This window comes from Saccharopolyspora sp. NPDC047091 (assembly GCF_040643635.1).
GTDB lineage: Bacteria > Actinomycetota > Actinomycetes > Mycobacteriales > Pseudonocardiaceae > Saccharopolyspora_C.
In genome coordinates, this window is the sequence record NZ_JBEYUS010000022.1 from 64883 (window position 1) to 80274 (window position 15392).

Here is a 15392-nt window from a genome sequence, read left to right on the forward strand (position 1 = left end):
TTCCGTGGTGAGCGAGACGATCCGCGTCGTCGTGGTCGACGACGAGCCGATGGTGTGCGCGCACCTGCGCACCATCCTCGGTTCGGCGCCGGACGTCGAGGTCGTGGACGACGCGCAGGACGGTGCCGCGGCGGTGGAGGCCGTGGTGCGGCACCGGCCGCACGTGGTGCTGATGGACCTGCGGATGCCGGGCGTGGACGGGTTGACCGCGACGGAACGCATCGCGCGGCTGCCCGAGGCGCCCGTGGTGGTGGTGCTGACGACGTTCGACGCGGACCAGCACGTACTGCGGGCGCTGCGGGCCGGGGCGTCCGGCTTCCTGGTGAAGTCGACTCCGCCCGAGGACCTGATCGGCCTGGTGCGGGTCGCCGCGGACGGGCACACCGTGCTGTCCCCGCAGGCGGCGAAGCGCCTGGTCGCCGCCTCGGACGGCGGGTCCGGGCGGCAGCGGGCGCAGGCTGCGATCCGCGAGCTCACCGACCGGGAGCGGGAGGTGCTGGCGGGGATCGGCGACGGCCTGTCCAACGCGCAGATCGGCGAACGCCTCTTCCTGTCGGAGGCGACGGTGAAGGGCTACGTGTCCCGGACCTTGGTGAAGCTGGAGTGCGCGAACCGGGTGCAGGCCGGGTTGATCGCCCACGAAGCGGGCTTGACCGAACGCTGACCGCCGGTCCGCGCACCAGCCGCGGTACCGCCCCGGGAACGGCGGAAGGCCCACCCGAAGCGTGCTCGGATGGGCCTTCCGCGCGCCGGGCTCAGGCCCAGAGCTGTCCGTCGAGGCGTTGTGCGGCCTCGTCGAGGGTGCCGCCGTAGGCGCCGGTGGACAGGTACTTCCACCCGGCGTCGGCGACGACGAAGACGATGTCCGCCGATTCCCCGGCGGCGGCGATCTTCTCGCCGATGGTGAGCGCCGCGTGCACCACACCGCCGGTGGAGATCCCCGCGAAGATCCCCTCCGACTCCAGCAGCTGCCGCGTGCGCCGCAGCGCGTCGTAGGAACCGACGGAGAACCGCCGGGACAGCACGTCCGGGTCGTAGAGCTCCGGCACGAAGCCCTCGTCGAGGTTGCGCAGCCCGTACACGAGTTCGCCGTAGCGCGGTTCGGCCGCGACGATCTGCACGCCCGGTTTCTGCTCCCGCAGGTACCGGCCCACGCCGACGAGGGTGCCGGTGGTGCCCAGCCCCGCGACGAAGTGCGTGATGCCCGGCATGTCCCGCAGGATCTCCGGCCCGGTCCCCCGGTAGTGCGCGTCGGCGTTCGCGGAGTTGCCGTACTGGTAGAGCATCACCCAGTCCGGGTTCTGCTCGGCCAGCTCCTTGGCGACCGCGACCGCCTGGTTGGAGCCGCCCGCCGCGGGTGAGGACACGATGCGGGCGCCGAAGGCCTGCAGGATCTGCCTGCGCTCCTCGGAGGTGTTCTCCGGCATCACGCACACCAGGCCGTAGCCCTTGAGCTTCGCGGCCATCGCCAGCGAGATGCCGGTGTTGCCGGAGGTGGGCTCCAGGATGGTGCAGCCGGTGGTGAGCCTGCCTTCCTTCTCCGCCGCTTCGATCATGGACAGCGCGGCGCGGTCCTTGATCGAACCGGTCGGGTTCCGGTCTTCCAGCTTCGCCCAGAGCCGCACGTCGGCGGCGGGCGAGAGGTTCGGCAAGCCCACCAGCGGGGTGTCACCGAGCGCGTCGAGCAGCGAGTCGTAGCGGGCCACGACGAGCCTCCAGTCTCAGCGGCGGTGGGAGATCAGCGCATGCCGCCGGCGACGGCGGGCAGGATCGTCACGCTGTCGCCGTCGGCCACGCTGGCCTCCAGGCCACCGGCGAAGCGCACGTCCTCGTCGTTGACGTAGACGTTGACGAAGCGGTGCAGCGAGCCCTCCTTGACCAGCCGGTCCTTGAGGCCGCCGTGCTTGCTGTCGAGGTCGTTGATGACCTCGGCGACGGTGCTGCCGCTGGCCTCGACGGACTTCTGCCCGTCGGTGTGGCTGCGCAGGATGGTGGGGATCGAGACCTTGATTGCCATGATGGGAACCTCCCTGTCCACGAGGACTACTGAACGGAACTTGCGCACGCCGAAACCCGCCGCGGCGGGGCGGCGGGTGCGGCTCAGCCCTGGTCGGGCACCTCGTCGGCGCCGGTGTGGGCGAACATGTACGACTCCACGATCTGCACCGGTTCCTCGGTCACCACGCCGTCGAGGATCCGGTAGGAGCGCAGTTCGTGGGTCTCCGGGTCCCTGGTGGACACGAGGACGTAATGCGCGTTGGGCTCCGAGGCGTACGAGACGTCGGTGCGCGACGGGTACGCCTCGGTCGCGGTGTGCGAGTGGTAGATGACGACGGGCTCCTCGTCGGCCTCGTCCATCCCCCGCCACACCTTGAGCTGCTCGCCGGAGTCGAACCGGTAGAACGTCGGCGACCGCTCCGCGTTGATCATCTCGATGAGCCGCTCGGGGCGGTCCGACCCGTCGGGACCGGCGATGACGCCGCACGCCTCGTCCGGGTGGTCCCGTCGAGCGTGCGCGACCATCGCGTCCACGAGGTCACGTCGAATCACCAGCACAGGCACCATCCTACTAAGTGGGGCACCGGTGTCCAACATGCGGAATTCCGCTGTCCGGTGCCGTTTGCGGGATCAACGTCCACCCACGATGGTTCATTCCCGCGCCGAGGGGTAGAGGCTCGTGTACGACGTCACCTCGCCGACGGGTTCGGCGGCGAGCACGGCCTGCACGATCGCCCGGCGGACCACGCCCGCGGCGACGGCGCACACCTCGTCGAGCACCGGAACCCACTGCGCACCCGGCTCGCGTTCGCCGGTGGCGAGCGCGAACACCGTGTCGCCGTCGGCGAGGGAGTGCGCGGGCCGGATCGCGCGGGCGAGGCCGTCGTGGGCGGCGACGGCGATCCGCTTGCAGTGCGCCTTGGTGAGCGCGAGGTCGACGGCGACGACGCCGATGGTGGTGTTCAAGGGGCGGGATGCGGTGCCGTGCCTGCTGGGACGCCCGGCGGCGGGGCCGGTGCGGGCGCGGGCGGCGACGACCTCGGCTTCGGCGGGGGCGCGCAGACCGGGGTGCCCGTCCCAGGGCAGACCGGTGCCCGGGTCGATCACGGCGCCGAGGGAGTTCACCGCGAACAGGGCGCCGACGGTGACGTCGATGCCGAGCGCGGCGTTGTGGAAGACCTCGCTCGCGGTGCCGATGCCGCCCTTGAGCGAGCCCGCGACGGCTCCGGTGCCCGCGCCGACGTTGCCCTCGCGGCGCTCCTCGGCGGTGGCGGCGTCGCAGGCGAGGCGACCGAACTCGGCATCCGGCCGGTTGCCCCAGTCCCCCATCGGCAGGTCGAACAGGACGGCGGCGGGCACCACCGGCACCACTTCGCGGGCGTGCTCGCCGACGCGGAAGCCGTAGCCGCGGTCGCCGAGCCAGCTCATCGCGCCGTCGGCGGCGGCGAGCCCGTAGGCACTGCCGCCGGTGAGCACCACGCCGTGGGCCTGCGAGACCAGGTGCGTCGGTTCCAGCACGTCGGTCTCCCGCGTACCGGGGCCGCCGCCGCGCACGTCCACCGCGGCGGTCGCGCCGCCGGGGGTGAGCACCACGCTCGTCCCGGTGGCCCACCGCTCGTCCAGCCGCTGGTGGTGCCCGACGAGCACCCCGCCCACGTCCACGATCGAATCCCGCGTCCCGGCAGCCATCCCCCCATCCTGCCGCAGGGAGCGGCCCCGAAAACCGAGACCGAGCAACCCGCCGCCCGATCTACCTCTTGTCAGCGGCAAAGCCGCTGAGCAGCGACCACCAAAGCAAAAGGACCACCCGCGGGTTCTCAGCCGCCTTCTCGCGAGGACAGCTTTTTCCCTCGTGGCGGAGCCACTCGGGAAAAAGATCCCGCAGCGAGAAGGCGGCTGAGGTTCCGCCACCCCACCCGAAAATCAGGCTGGGGAACGAAGAACCCCCTCAAGAAGAGACCGCGTCGACCAGGCTGTCCTGGACCCAGGTGAGCCACTGGTACACCCCGAGGTGCTCCCGCCGCAGGTCGTCCTCCGGGGGTTCTTCCGGCATCTCGTCCTGCACGTCGAGGGCGGTGCCGAGGGCGAGGCGCACGTCGTTGAGCGCCGCCATCCAGTTGTCGGCCTGCTCGCCGCTGAGCACGACCCGGCCGCCTTCGCGGGGGCAGGTGTCGAGGACGACGGCGGCGACGCCGGTCTTCACGTCGAGCAGTTCGGGTTCGTAGAGGGAGCGCATGGCGCCCGCGGCTTCGGGCTGCTCTTCGTCGGTCTCCCCGGTCTCGGGGTCGCGCCGGTAGAAGTCGGGCAGCAGCCGCCCGAGCACCCGGTCTTCGGGCGGGGTGGAGGGGCCGGTGCGGATGCCGGTGAGTTCGGCCAGCTCGTCCTGCGGCGTCTCGTCGGCGCGCGCGGTGAGCATGTCCTTGATCTGGCCGACGAGCCCGCGGATCACGGCCGCTTCCTGCTGGGAGAGCTCGGCGACGACGTGCCCGTTCTTGCGAGTCCAGCCGTTCACGTGATCACGAGTCTTTCTGCATCGTGGCCCACAGGCCTGCGGCGTGCAGTTTCGCGACGTCGCCCTCGACCTTCTCCTTGGCGCCCGAGGACACGGCGGCCCGGCCCTTGTTGTGGACGTCGAGCATGAGCTTGGTCGCGTGGTCCCGGCTGTAACCGAAGATCTTCTGCAGAACGTAGGTCACGTAGGACATCAGGTTCACCGGGTCGTTCCAGACCACGGTGACCCACGGCTTGTCCTCGTCGCCGAGTTCAGCCGGTTCCAGTTGCGCGCGCTCCAGTTCAGCGGGCGAGGTCATGTCCCCATGTTCGCACGCGGGCACGGAGCGCATGTCGACCGCACGGTCAATTCGGGCACGACCTGCGGAGGGGGCGGGCGGCCGCGGGCACGTAACCTCTGGTCCATGACGGCTGCTGCCAGTACCGCGTTGCGCACTGATCATTACGAGCTGACCATGCTGGCCAGCGCCTTGCGGGATGGGACCGCGGAGCGCCGGTGCGTGTTCGAGGCGTTCACCCGGCGGTTGCCGGACGGCCGCCGCTACGGCGTGGTCGGCGGCACGGAGCGGGTGCTGGAGGCGATCGAGAACTTCCGCTTCGACGAAGCCGAGCTGGAACGCCTTGCCGAGGATCATGTGGTCGATGAGACCACCCTCGCGTGGTTGCGCGACTACCGGTTCCGCGGCGACGTGGACGGCTACCCGGAAGGGGAGCTGTACTTCCCGGGATCGCCGCTGCTGACGGTGCGCGGCACGTTCGCCGAGGCGGTGATCCTGGAGACCGTCATCCTGTCGATCATGAACCACGACAGCGCGATCGCCGCGGCGGCCGCGCGGATGGTGTCGGCGGCCAACGGCAGGCGGATCATCGAGATGGGCTCGCGCCGCACCCACGAGGAGTCGGCGGTCGCCGCGGCCCGCGCCGCCTACCTGGCCGGGTTCACCGCGACCTCGAACCTGGAGGCGGGCCGCCGCTACCGGATCCCGACGGCGGGCACCTCGGCGCACTCGTTCACGTTGCTGCACGACTCCGAGCGTGCCGCGTTCGAGTCGCAGATCGCCGCACTTGGCGCGGACACGACACTGCTGGTGGACACCTACGACATCTCGCGGGGCATCGCGACGGCCGTGGAGGTCGCCGGTCCGGGGCTCGGCGCCGTGCGCATCGACTCGGGCGATGTGGGCGTGCTGGCGCGGCAGGCGCGGGAGCAGCTGGACTCGCTGGGGGCGACGGGCACCCGGATCGTGGTGTCGGGTGATCTGGACGAGTACGCGATCGCCTCGCTGCGCGCGGAACCGGTGGACGGCTACGGGGTCGGGACTTCGCTGGTGACCGGTTCGGGGGCGCCGACGGCGGGCATGGTCTACAAGCTGACCGACGTGGAGGGGCGGCCGGTCGCGAAGCGCAGCACCCACAAGGAGTCCCGCGGCGGCACGAAGTCGGCGCTGCGCAGGCACAAGGACACCGGCACCGCGCTGGAGGAGGTCGTGTTCCGCACCGGCCGCGGTTTCGAGGACCCGAAGGCGGGCTCGCACGACCGGGTGGTGCCGATCCCGATGGTGCGCGGCGGGGAGCGCGTGGCGGACCTGCCGTCGCTGGAGGACGCGCGGGAACGCCTGCGGCACGCCCTGGTGAGCCTGCCGTGGGAGGGCCTGAAGCTCTCCAGCGGGGAACCGGCGATCCCGACGGTGTTCCAGTCGGAGGAGTCGGCGTGAGCGGCCCGGTGCGCGCGCTGCTGGTCGTGGACGTGCAGCTGGACTTCTGCGAGGGCGGCGCGCTGGGCGTGGCGGGCGGGGCCGCGGTGGCGGCGGCGATCTCCCGGTACCTGGCGGAGTCGGACTACGCGCACGTGGCCGCGACCCGCGACTACCACGTCGACCCGGGCGGGCACTTCAGCACGGAACCGGATTTCGTGCGGTCCTGGCCGGTGCACTGCGTGGCGGGCACGGCGGGTGCGGCGTTCCACCCGGAGCTGGAGGTGGGCCCGGTGCAGGCCGTGTTCTCGAAGGGGCGCTTCGACGACGGGTACTCGGGGTTCGAGGGCGTCGACGGTTCGGGCCAGGGCCTCGCCGAGTGGCTGACCGGGCGCGGGGTCACCGAGGTCGACGTGGTGGGCATCGCCACCGATCACTGCGTGCGGGCGACCGCGTTGGACGCGGCGGCGGCCGGGTTCGCGACGACGGTGCTGCTGGACCTGACGGCGGGCGTCGCGCGACCCACGGTCGATGCCGCGCTGGCGGAGCTGCGCGCCGCGGGGGTGCGCACCACCGGTTCCCCGGTCGTGGGGTGACGTCGGGACGCGCCCGGATGCACCCGCTCGGGGCGTCGGAGGTGGCCGGTAGCGTTGCCGGGCGTGCCAGGTTCTGTTCCGCAGTGGTCCGATCCGGACGTGTTCGCGCTCGACGACGATGACGAGCTCCCGCCCGAGATCGCCGCCGACCTGGCGTTGCAGGGGCCACCGGAACGCCGCAAGCAGCACCGGGACGAGCCGATCACGGCGAAACCGCCGGAGCAGATCCCGGACCTGGCGACGCTGCTGGGCTTGGCGGTGCACTCCGTCGGCGGCGCCGAACGCGAAGGCCAGTCGCGGATGGCGGCGGCCGTCGAGCACTCCATCTCCTCCGGCGAGCACCTCGCCGTGCAGGCCGGAACGGGCACCGGGAAGTCGCTGGCCTACCTGGTGCCCGCGATCCGGCACGCCGTCGCCGAAGCCACCACCGTGGTGATCTCGACGGCGACGATCGCGCTGCAGCGCCAGCTCGTCGACCGCGACCTGCCGCGGCTGTCGAAGGCGCTCGCCGACGCGCTCGGCAGGCCGCCGACGTTCGCGATCCTCAAGGGCCGCCGCAACTACCTGTGCCTGAACCGGATCCACGGCGGCGCGCCCGCCGAACCGGAAGAAGGCGCGCTGTTCGACCCGTTCGCCGCGTCCGCGCTGGAACGCCAGGTCAAGCGGGTCCGCGAATGGGCCACCGAGACCGAGACCGGGGACCGCGACGAGCTGGTTCCCGGCGTCACCGACCAGGCGTGGCGGCAGCTGTCGGTGACCGCGAAGGAATGCCTCGGCGTGCACCGCTGCCCCATCGGCACCGACTGCTTCGCCGAACGCGCCCGCGGTGAGGCGGGGCGCGCCGACGTCGTCGTCACCAACCACGCGCTGCTCGCCATCGACGCCCTCGACGACCGGCCGGTGCTGCCCGAGCACGACGTCGTCATGGTCGACGAGGCGCACGACCTCGTCGACCGGGTCACCTCCGCCGCCACCGGCGAGCTGTCCGCGAACCAGGCGAAGCTCGCCGCGCGCCGCTGCGGCCGCGCCATCGACCAGGGCATCGCCGACCGGCTCGACGAGGCCGCCGAAGGCCTGGAGATCGTCCTCGCCGACGCCCGGCCGCAGCGGATCGAGGAGATGCCGGAGGCGCTCGGCGGCGCGCTCACCGCGCTGCGCGACGCCGCCGCCGCGTGCACCACCGCGCTCGGGCCGGAGCGCAAGGAGGATCCGGACGGCAGCAGCGCCCGCAAGCTCGCGCTCGCCGTCACCGAGGAGGTCCACGACAACGCGGTGCGGCTGCTCGACGCCTTCGACGAGCCGGAAGGGCAACGCCGCGACGTCGTGTGGATCGCCGTCGAACCGAACCGGGCGCCCGCGGTGAAGGTCGCGCCGCTCGGCGTCGGCGGGCTGCTGCGGGAGCGGCTGTTCGGGCAGCGCACCACGGTGCTCACCTCGGCGACGCTGGCGCTCGGCGGGTCCTTCGACACCCTCGCCCGGCAGTGGGGGCTGCCGCCGGAGCGCAAGGCCTCCCCCGCGCCCGGCGCGGCCAGCGGCAAGGAGGTGCCCTCCGACTCCGGCGGGCCGAAGTGGACCGGGCTGGACGTGGGCTCGCCGTTCGAGCACCAGCGCAGCGGCATCCTCTACGTCGCCCGGCACCTGCCGCAGCCCGGGCGGGACGGGTTGCCGCCGGAGTACCTCGACGAGCTCACCGAACTCGTGGAGGCCGCCGGCGGCCGCACCCTCGGGTTGTTCTCCTCGATGCGGGCCGCGCGGCAGGCCGCCGAGGAGCTGCGCGGTCGGCTCGGCACCCCGGTGCTGTGCCAGGGCGAGGACAACACGGCGCAGCTCGTCGCCAAGTTCGCCGCCGATCCGGCGACCTCCCTGTTCGGGACGCTGTCGCTGTGGCAGGGGGTGGACGTGCCCGGTGATTCGCTGCAGCTCGTGGTGATGGACCGGATCCCGTTCCCCCGGCCGGACGACCCGCTGGCCTCGGCTCGGCAGAAGGCGGTGTCGGCGCACGGCGGCAACGGCTTCCTCACCGTGGCGGGCACGCACGCGGCGCTGCTGCTGGCGCAGGGGGCGGGGCGGCTGCTGCGGTCCTCGCACGACCGCGGGGTGATCGCGGTGCTCGACCCGCGGCTGGCCACGGCCCGCTACGGCGGGTTCCTGCGCGCCTCGCTGCCGCCGTTCTGGACGACGCACGACCCGCAGGTGGTGCGCGGCGCGCTGACGCGGTTGAACGCGGCGGCGGGCTGAGCTCGCGCGCTGCGGAGAACGGGGCGGGTGAACGGACCGTTCGTCCGAACCCGATGGACCAGCGGTCCGCTCACCCCGGCCGGGAGCGCGGAGTGAACGGACCGTTCGTCCCATCCCGTCGGACCAGCGGTCCGTTCACTCCGAAACGGGTTGTCGGGTTCCACAATGTGGCGCAGGTCTTTCTGTCCCGGCCCCACCTGCGGGTACGTTGACGCCGATCCCGTGATTCCTCGTGAGGAGGCGTCGTGCCCGCGCAGCGCACCGAACCGGCCGCAGACCTGGCCAGGACCGTGGTGTTCGCGGCGTTCATCGCCGTGCTCGGACTGTTCCCCGGCCTGTACCTGGCGGGCGCGGCGGTACCGGTGGTGTTGCAGAACATGGGCCCGCTGCTGGCCGGCAGCATCCTGGGAGCGCGCCGGGCGGGCGCCTCGGTGCTGCTGTTCCTGGCGCTGGTGGCGATCGGGTTGCCGCTGCTGTCCGGTGGGCGCGGCGGCATCGCCCCGTTCGCGGGGCCGAGCGGCGGGTTCGTGATCGGCTGGCTGCTGTCGGCGGTCGTGGTGGGGCTGATCGTGCAGCGGGGGCTGCCGCGTCCCGGGCTGCCGCTGCTGCTGGTGGCGAACCTGGCGGGCATCGCAGCGGACTACTTGATCGGCATCCCGTACTGGGCGCTGTTCACGGGTGATCTGGGTGCGGCCGCGGTGCAGTCGCTGGTGTTCCTGCCGGGTGACGCGGTGAAACTGGTGCTGGTGTCGCTGGTGGCGGCGGCGGTGCACCGGGCGCTGCCGTCGTCGGCCGGGGTGCGGCGCTGAATGTTCCCGGCGTTGATCTCGCGGGTGACCTGCGATGACGTGACCTGGGACGGCGCGGAGCTGCGGCGGCGCGCGCACGGTGCGGCGCGGGCGCTGGCGGGCGCGTCCCGGGTCGCGGTGGACGAGCCGGAGCCGGTGCACCGGTTGGGCTGGGTGCTGGGCGCCGAGCTGGCGGGCGCGGCGGCGCTGGTGGTCGATCCGGACTGGTCGCGGCGGGACGAGGTGCTGGCCGACGCGGCCCCGGACGTCGTGGTGTCGGGCGTCCCGGAGCCGGGCGAGCCGGTAGCGCCGCGCGGCGGTGAGCGCACCTGGTTCTACCTGCCGACGACGTCGGGCAGCAGCGGGGCGCCGAAGGTGCTGGTGCGGTCGCGGCGTTCCTGGCTGGAGAGCTTCCGGGCGCTGGACGTGCCGCTGGGCCCGGACGACGAGGTGCTGGTGCCGGGCCCGTTGAGCTCGTCGTTGTTCCTGTTCGGCGCGCTGCACGCGGTGCACGAGGGCGCGCCGCTGCGGCTGCTGCGCCGCTGGTCGGCGACGGCGGCGGCCGAGGCGTGCCGGGAGGCGGCGGTGGTGCACGTGGTGCCCGCGATGCTGACGGCGCTGCTGTCGGTGTGGGAGCGGGCACCGGAGCCGCGGCCCCGGCTGCGGCTGGTGGTGTGCGGTGGCGCGGCCGTGGACGCGGAGCTGGAGGCCCGGCTGCACCGGGTGGTGCCGGGCTGCGAGCTGCTGGAGTACTACGGGGCGGCGGAGTTGTCGCTGGTCGCGGTGCGGCGCGGGGAGCCGCGGCTGCGCCCGGTGGTGGAGGTGGACGTGCGCGACGAGGACGGTGCTTCCCTCCCACCGGGTGTGCCGGGCGCGTTGTGGGCGCGGTCCGAGCTGGTCTTCGACGGCTACCTGCGCGGCGGCGAGTTCCGGCCCGCCGAGCCGGGCTGGTGCGGCGTGGGTGATCGGGCGGTGCGCCACGAGGACGGCGCGCTGACGGTGCTGGGCCGCTCCGGTGCGGTGATCGGCACCGGCGGGCACCTGGTGGCGGCCGAGGAGGTGGAGGCGGTGCTGCGCGCGCTGCCCGGGGTGCTGGACGTGGTGGTGGCGGGCACGCCGCACCGGCGGCTGGGCTCGCTGGTGACCGCGGTGCTGGAGCTCGACCCGGAATCGCCGCCGACGCGGGCGCGGCTGCGGGACGCGACCCGCCACCTGGAACCGGCGAAGCGGCCGCGCCGCTGGCTGGTGCTGCCCGAGCTGCCCCGCACGCCTGCGGGGAAACCGGCGCGGGCCGAGGTGGCGCGGCTGCTGCGGGACGGCGCACTCGACGCGGAGGTGCCGTCGTGATCGATCGTGAACCGGTGGTGATCGCCGCCCGCCGCAGCCCCGTCGGCGAGGTCGGCGGGGTGTTGCAGCACTGGGAGGTGGACCGGCTGGCCGCGCAGGTGCTGGCGGCGGCGCTGCGGGATTCGGGCCTGGATTCGGTGGACGACGTGCTGCTGGGCAACGTGCTGGGCCCCGGCGGGAATCCGGCCCGGGTGGCGGCGTTGCGCGCCGGGTTCGGCCCCGAGGTGCCGGGCATGTCGGTGGACCGGCAGTGCGCGAGCGGGTTGAGCGCGATCGTGGCCGCGGCGGCGCTGGTGCGCGGCGGCGCCGGGGAGCGCTTCCTGGCCGGTGGGGTGGAGAGCGCATCGACGGCGCCGTGGCGGGCGCACCGGCCCCGGTCGGTCGCGGAGCCGCCGCGGTTCTACGCGCGCGCCGCGTTCGCGCCGGCCGACGTGGGCGATCCGGACATGGGCCCGGCGGCGGACCTGGTGGCGGCGGAGGCGGGCGTGTCGCGGCGGCGGCAGGACGAGTTCGCGGCGCGCAGCCACGAGCGCGCGGTCGCCGCCCAGGACGCGGGGCGGTTCGACGCGGAGCTGGTCGATTTCAACGGGCTCCGGGACGAACGGCCGCGGCGCGGTTTCACCCCGGAGCGGCTGGCCCGGTTCCGCCCGGCGTTCACGGCGGACGGCACGGCGACGGCGGCGAACTCGTGCGGGATCAGCGACGGGGCCGCGGCGGTGCTGGTCACCAGCGAGCGGGAGCGCCGCCGGCTCGGGGTGCCGGGGTTGCGGCTGGTGGCCGAGCGCACCTGCGGGGTCGATCCGAACCGGTTGGGCCTGGGTGCGGTGCCCGCGCTGCGGCAGGTGCTGCGCGACCGGCCCGCCCCGGAGCTCGTGGAGTTCACCGAGGCCTTCGCCGGTCAGGTGCTGGCCTGCACCGATGCGGCCGGGATCGACGAGCGCGCGGTGTCCCCGGACGGCGGGGCGATCGCGCTCGGGCACCCCTGGGGCGCGTCCGGCGCGGTCCTGGTGGTGCGATTGTTCAGCCGCATGGTGCGCGAGGACGGGCCGCGCACCGGGGTGGCGGCCCTGTCCTCCGGTGGCGGGCTGGGCGTGGCGACGGTGTGGGAGCGAGTGGAGTGATCGAGTTCGAGGGCGTCGGGCACGCCTACGGCGAGCACGCGGTGCTGGACGGTGTCGACCTGCGGCTGTCCGAGAAGCGGGTCGCGTTCGTGGGGGCGAACGGGTCCGGCAAGTCCACCCTCGCCCGCATGATCAACGGGTTGGTGTCGCCGACGCGGGGCCGGGTGCTGGTGGACGGGCTGGATCCGGCGCGGGAGGGCCGGGCGGTGCGCCGCCGGGTCGGGTTCGTGTTCACCAACCCGGACAGCCAGATCGTGATGCCGACGGCCGGGGAGGACGTGGCGTTCTCACTGCGCAGGCACGGTGTGCCGAAGGCGGAGCGGGAGCGGCGGGCGGCGGAGGTGCTGGCCGCGCACGGCCTGGACGGCTACGCGGAGCACCCGGCGCACCAGCTCTCCGGTGGGCAGAAGCAGTTGCTGGCGCTGTGCTCGATGCTGGTGCTGGAGCCGGACGTGCTGGTGTGCGACGAGCCGACGACGCTGCTGGACCTGCGCAACAAGCGGCACTTCGTGGAGCTGCTGCAGGAGTTGCCGCAGCAGGTGGTGCTGGTGACGCACGACCTGCACCTGCTGGACGGGTTCGACCGGGTGGTGGTGATCGACGAGGGCCGGGTGGCCGCGGACGACACCCCGGCGGCGGCGCTGGCGCACTACCGGGAACTGGCCGGATGAGCCCGATCGGGCTGTACGAGCCGGGGTCGAGCGTGCTGCACCGGACGCCGGCCGGGGTGAAGTTCGCGCTGCTGCTGGCGTTCGCGGTGCTGATCTTCCTGCTGGGTTCGCCGGTCGCGCTGGGTGCGGTGGCGGCCGGGGTGCTGGCGGCGTACGCGGTGGCGCGGATCCCGCTGCGGCGCTGCTGGCAGGTGTCCCGGCTGCTGCTGCCGCTGCTGGCGGTGATCTTCCTGTTGCAGTGGTGGACGCTGGGTGCGCAGCAGGCCGGGGTGGTGACGTTGCGGCTGCTGGCGGCGATCGCGGCGGCGAACCTGTTCACGTTGACCACGCGGGTCGACGACCTGGTGTCGGCGGTGGAGCGCGGGTTGTCGCCGTTGCGGCGGGTCGGCGTGCGCCCGGAGCGGGTGGGCTTGCTGGTGGGGTTGACTTTGCAGGCCGTCGCCGCGCTGTCGATCATCGCCGCGGAGACGCGGGAGGCGCAGCGGGCCCGGAACGCGGACCGGTCGCCGAGCGCGTTCGCCGTCCCGTTCCTGGTGCGCACGCTGCGCCACTCCGACGAGCTGGGCGAGGCCCTCGCCGCGCGCGGGGTCGGCGACGACTAGCGGACCGTTTCCCGAGTGGCGGCGGGTGGTTCCGGTTCGGCCGGCCGGGTCAGGCGGGTGCGGTGACGCCGAGCCGTTCGGCGTGCCGTGCCAGGTAGGCCCGCACGTCGTCGGGGGAAGCGTCGGGCAGTCCCCAGATCGCTTCGGTGACACCGCAGTCGGCCCACTCCGCGAGCAGGTCCGGTGCGGGCTTCCGGGTGGCCAGCACGCGGATCTCCGGTTCGCCCGTCCGCCCCGCTTCTGCCCAGGCCGTCCGCAGCCGGTCCGCTCCCCCGGCCACGTCGGTGTCGGCGGGCGTGGTGATCCAGCCGTCGGCGTGCGCGGCGATCCAGGCGAAGGTCTTCGGCCCGGCGCCCGCCCCGATCAGCACCGGGATGCGGGACGGCTTCGGGTACGCCCAGGACGGTCCGAAGCGCACGAATTCGCCGGAGTAGGAGGCTTCGTCCTCGGTCCACAGCGCGCGCATCGCCGCCAGGTGTTCGCGCAGCGCGGCCCGGCGCCGGTGCGCGGGCACGTGGTGGTCGGCGAGCTCGTCGGTGTTCCAGCCGAACCCGGCGCCCAGCACCACCCGGCCGGCGGAGAGCAGGTCGAGGGAGGCGATCGTCTTGGCGAGCGTGATGGGGTCGGATTCGACCGGCAGCGCCACGGCCGTGGCCAGTTCGATCCGGGTGGTGCGCGCGGCCGCGGCGCTCAGGCTCACCCACGGGTCGAGGGTGCGCAGGTAGCGGTCGTCGGGCAGCTCCGCGCCGCCCGTGCCGGGATGCGCGGCGGTGCGCTTGATCGGGATGTGGGTGTGCTCGGGGACGTAGAAGGTGTCGAAACCGGCCTGCTCGGCCGCCTCCGCGGCGTCGCCCGGCGTGATCCCGCGATCGCTGGTGAACAGCACGATGCCGTGTCGCACGGATTTCCCCTCTCCCGCGGCGTTGCGTGGAAAGAGCCTGGTGGAGATCGACCTCTCGACCCTAGCAAGCGTTTGGCCGAGGACCAAAGGTCCAGCAGGAATCCGTTGCGGCGCAAGGAGTTCTCGTCACGTCGGCGCGCGAGATCCCAACGAGGCCGGGGCGGCGACCACTGGTCCGCTCGTCAGCGCCACTGCGCGAGCACCGTCACGGTGCCCGGATCGACCTCGGTGAACCCCGCGTCCCGGACCGCCGCCACCCCGTCGCGGCGCCACGCGGTCTCCGCGTCGTCGCCGGGCAGCAACCGCGCCCAGGTAGCCGGATCGGCGGTGCGCACCGAGCAGGGCAGGTCCGCCGCCGACCAGCGCGCCACCTCGTCGTCGCGGCCCTCGCCGTGCAGCAGCGCGGCCAGGAACATGGTGGCGTGCCCGACCTGCGCGGCGGACTTCCCCGCGCTCATCGGGACGTGCGGGTTCAACCAGAGCACCGGTGCGTCCGGACGGGGCGGCCCCGGCTCGTCGGCGTCCAGTTCGCTGCCGGAGATCTGCAGCCGGGTGAGCTCCCGCGGCATGTCGGCGACCCGCGACGGCAGGAACGCGCGCACCTGGGCACCGTCCACCTCCGCGGTGCGGCCCGGCAGGTCCTGCACCGCGGCCCAGTGCGCGCCGCGAGCCCGCCGGGACACCTTGCGGATGCGGCCCGACGTCCAGCGGTGCAACGGCTCGTGCCACTCCCCGCCCGGCTCGGTCCGCTCGTCCAGGCACACCGCGAGCGCCGCGGCGGCCGCGGCCTCCAGCAGCGCGGTCCGGCCCGGCGGGGTGCCGCGTTCGATGCGCAGCACCATCGGCATCAGGACGACCTCGTCCGGGTCCTCGTCGGAGGTGTCCGCGGTCGCCTCGGTGGGCATCGCCAGCCAGGAGGCGTAGC

17 protein-coding genes are annotated in these 15392 nt (G+C 73.6%); 9 read left to right on the top strand and 8 right to left on the bottom strand.

What is annotated here, in order from left to right; genetic code table 11:
- The first annotated feature begins 7 nt into the window (after positions 1–7).
- Positions 8–664 carry a response regulator transcription factor gene (locus tag ABZ805_RS12625; protein WP_358438453.1) on the top strand — a complete coding sequence of 219 codons (657 nt, stop codon included), beginning with the start codon at positions 8–10 and terminating at the stop codon, positions 662–664.
- 91 nt (positions 665–755) lie between these two features.
- Here ABZ805_RS12625 and ABZ805_RS12630 read toward each other — a convergent pair whose 3' ends face one another.
- From ABZ805_RS12630 to clpS, 6 genes are all read right to left on the bottom strand, one after another.
- Complete coding sequence (locus ABZ805_RS12630) at positions 756–1706, bottom strand: cysteine synthase (RefSeq protein ID WP_224959029.1); 951 nt, start codon at positions 1704–1706, stop codon at positions 756–758.
- A gap of 32 nt (positions 1707–1738) precedes the next feature.
- Positions 1739–2017, bottom strand: coding sequence for a MoaD/ThiS family protein (locus tag ABZ805_RS12635; RefSeq protein ID WP_358438456.1), 279 nt, complete (start codon positions 2015–2017; stop codon positions 1739–1741).
- A gap of 83 nt (positions 2018–2100) precedes the next feature.
- Positions 2101–2556: a M67 family metallopeptidase gene (locus ABZ805_RS12640; protein ID WP_308011279.1), complete on the bottom strand. Its 456-nt coding sequence runs from the start codon at positions 2554–2556 to the stop codon at positions 2101–2103.
- A 93-nt stretch (positions 2557–2649) separates the two neighbouring features.
- On the bottom strand, positions 2650–3687 hold the full coding sequence (locus tag ABZ805_RS12645) for a P1 family peptidase (protein ID WP_358438459.1): 1038 nt from the start codon (positions 3685–3687) through the stop codon (positions 2650–2652).
- A gap of 259 nt (positions 3688–3946) precedes the next feature.
- A complete protein-coding gene (locus ABZ805_RS12650) occupies positions 3947–4510 on the bottom strand; it encodes a DUF2017 domain-containing protein (protein WP_358438462.1) in 564 nt (187 codons plus the stop codon).
- A 4-nt stretch (positions 4511–4514) separates the two neighbouring features.
- Complete coding sequence (gene clpS, locus ABZ805_RS12655) at positions 4515–4808, bottom strand: ATP-dependent Clp protease adapter ClpS (RefSeq protein WP_184477241.1); 294 nt, start codon at positions 4806–4808, stop codon at positions 4515–4517.
- Positions 4809–4913: 105 nt separating this feature from the next.
- On the opposite strand from clpS, the gene ABZ805_RS12660 reads away from it, so the two are divergent.
- The 8 genes from ABZ805_RS12660 (at position 4914) to ABZ805_RS12695 (ending at position 13566) form a co-directional block, all read left to right on the top strand.
- Entirely contained in the window at positions 4914–6224 is a 1311-nt protein-coding gene (locus ABZ805_RS12660; RefSeq protein WP_358438465.1) for a nicotinate phosphoribosyltransferase, read from the top strand.
- Positions 6221–6799, top strand: coding sequence for an isochorismatase family protein (locus tag ABZ805_RS12665; RefSeq protein WP_358438467.1), 579 nt, complete (start codon positions 6221–6223; stop codon positions 6797–6799). The genes ABZ805_RS12660 and ABZ805_RS12665 overlap by 4 nt, the downstream gene beginning before the upstream one ends.
- Before the next feature lie 300 nt (positions 6800–7099).
- Positions 7100–9037, top strand: a complete 1938-nt coding sequence (locus ABZ805_RS12670) for an ATP-dependent DNA helicase (protein WP_358438496.1) — start codon at positions 7100–7102, stop codon at positions 9035–9037.
- Positions 9038–9282: 245 nt separating this feature from the next.
- A complete protein-coding gene (locus ABZ805_RS12675; protein WP_358438470.1) occupies positions 9283–9846 on the top strand; it encodes a biotin transporter BioY in 564 nt (187 codons plus the stop codon).
- The gene (locus ABZ805_RS12680) at positions 9847–11172 is read left to right on the top strand and encodes an AMP-binding protein (RefSeq protein WP_358438473.1); all 1326 of its coding nucleotides are present in this window, start codon (positions 9847–9849) and stop codon (positions 11170–11172) included.
- Positions 11169–12293, top strand: a complete 1125-nt coding sequence (locus ABZ805_RS12685) for a thiolase family protein (RefSeq protein WP_358438475.1) — start codon at positions 11169–11171, stop codon at positions 12291–12293. Before ABZ805_RS12680 ends, ABZ805_RS12685 begins: the two co-directional genes overlap by 4 nt.
- The gene (locus ABZ805_RS12690; protein WP_358438477.1) at positions 12290–12964 is read left to right on the top strand and encodes an ABC transporter ATP-binding protein; all 675 of its coding nucleotides are present in this window, start codon (positions 12290–12292) and stop codon (positions 12962–12964) included. Before ABZ805_RS12685 ends, ABZ805_RS12690 begins: the two co-directional genes overlap by 4 nt.
- Positions 12961–13566, top strand: a complete 606-nt coding sequence (locus tag ABZ805_RS12695) for an energy-coupling factor transporter transmembrane protein EcfT (protein ID WP_358438480.1) — start codon at positions 12961–12963, stop codon at positions 13564–13566. The genes ABZ805_RS12690 and ABZ805_RS12695 overlap by 4 nt, the downstream gene beginning before the upstream one ends.
- Positions 13567–13615: 49 nt before the next feature.
- Here ABZ805_RS12695 and ABZ805_RS12700 read toward each other — a convergent pair whose 3' ends face one another.
- Positions 13616–14467: an LLM class F420-dependent oxidoreductase gene (locus tag ABZ805_RS12700; protein ID WP_358438483.1), complete on the bottom strand. Its 852-nt coding sequence runs from the start codon at positions 14465–14467 to the stop codon at positions 13616–13618.
- A 182-nt stretch (positions 14468–14649) separates the two neighbouring features.
- Positions 14650–15392: peptidyl-tRNA hydrolase (locus ABZ805_RS12705; protein ID WP_358438486.1), on the bottom strand; the 743-nt coding region annotated here is incomplete at its 5' end.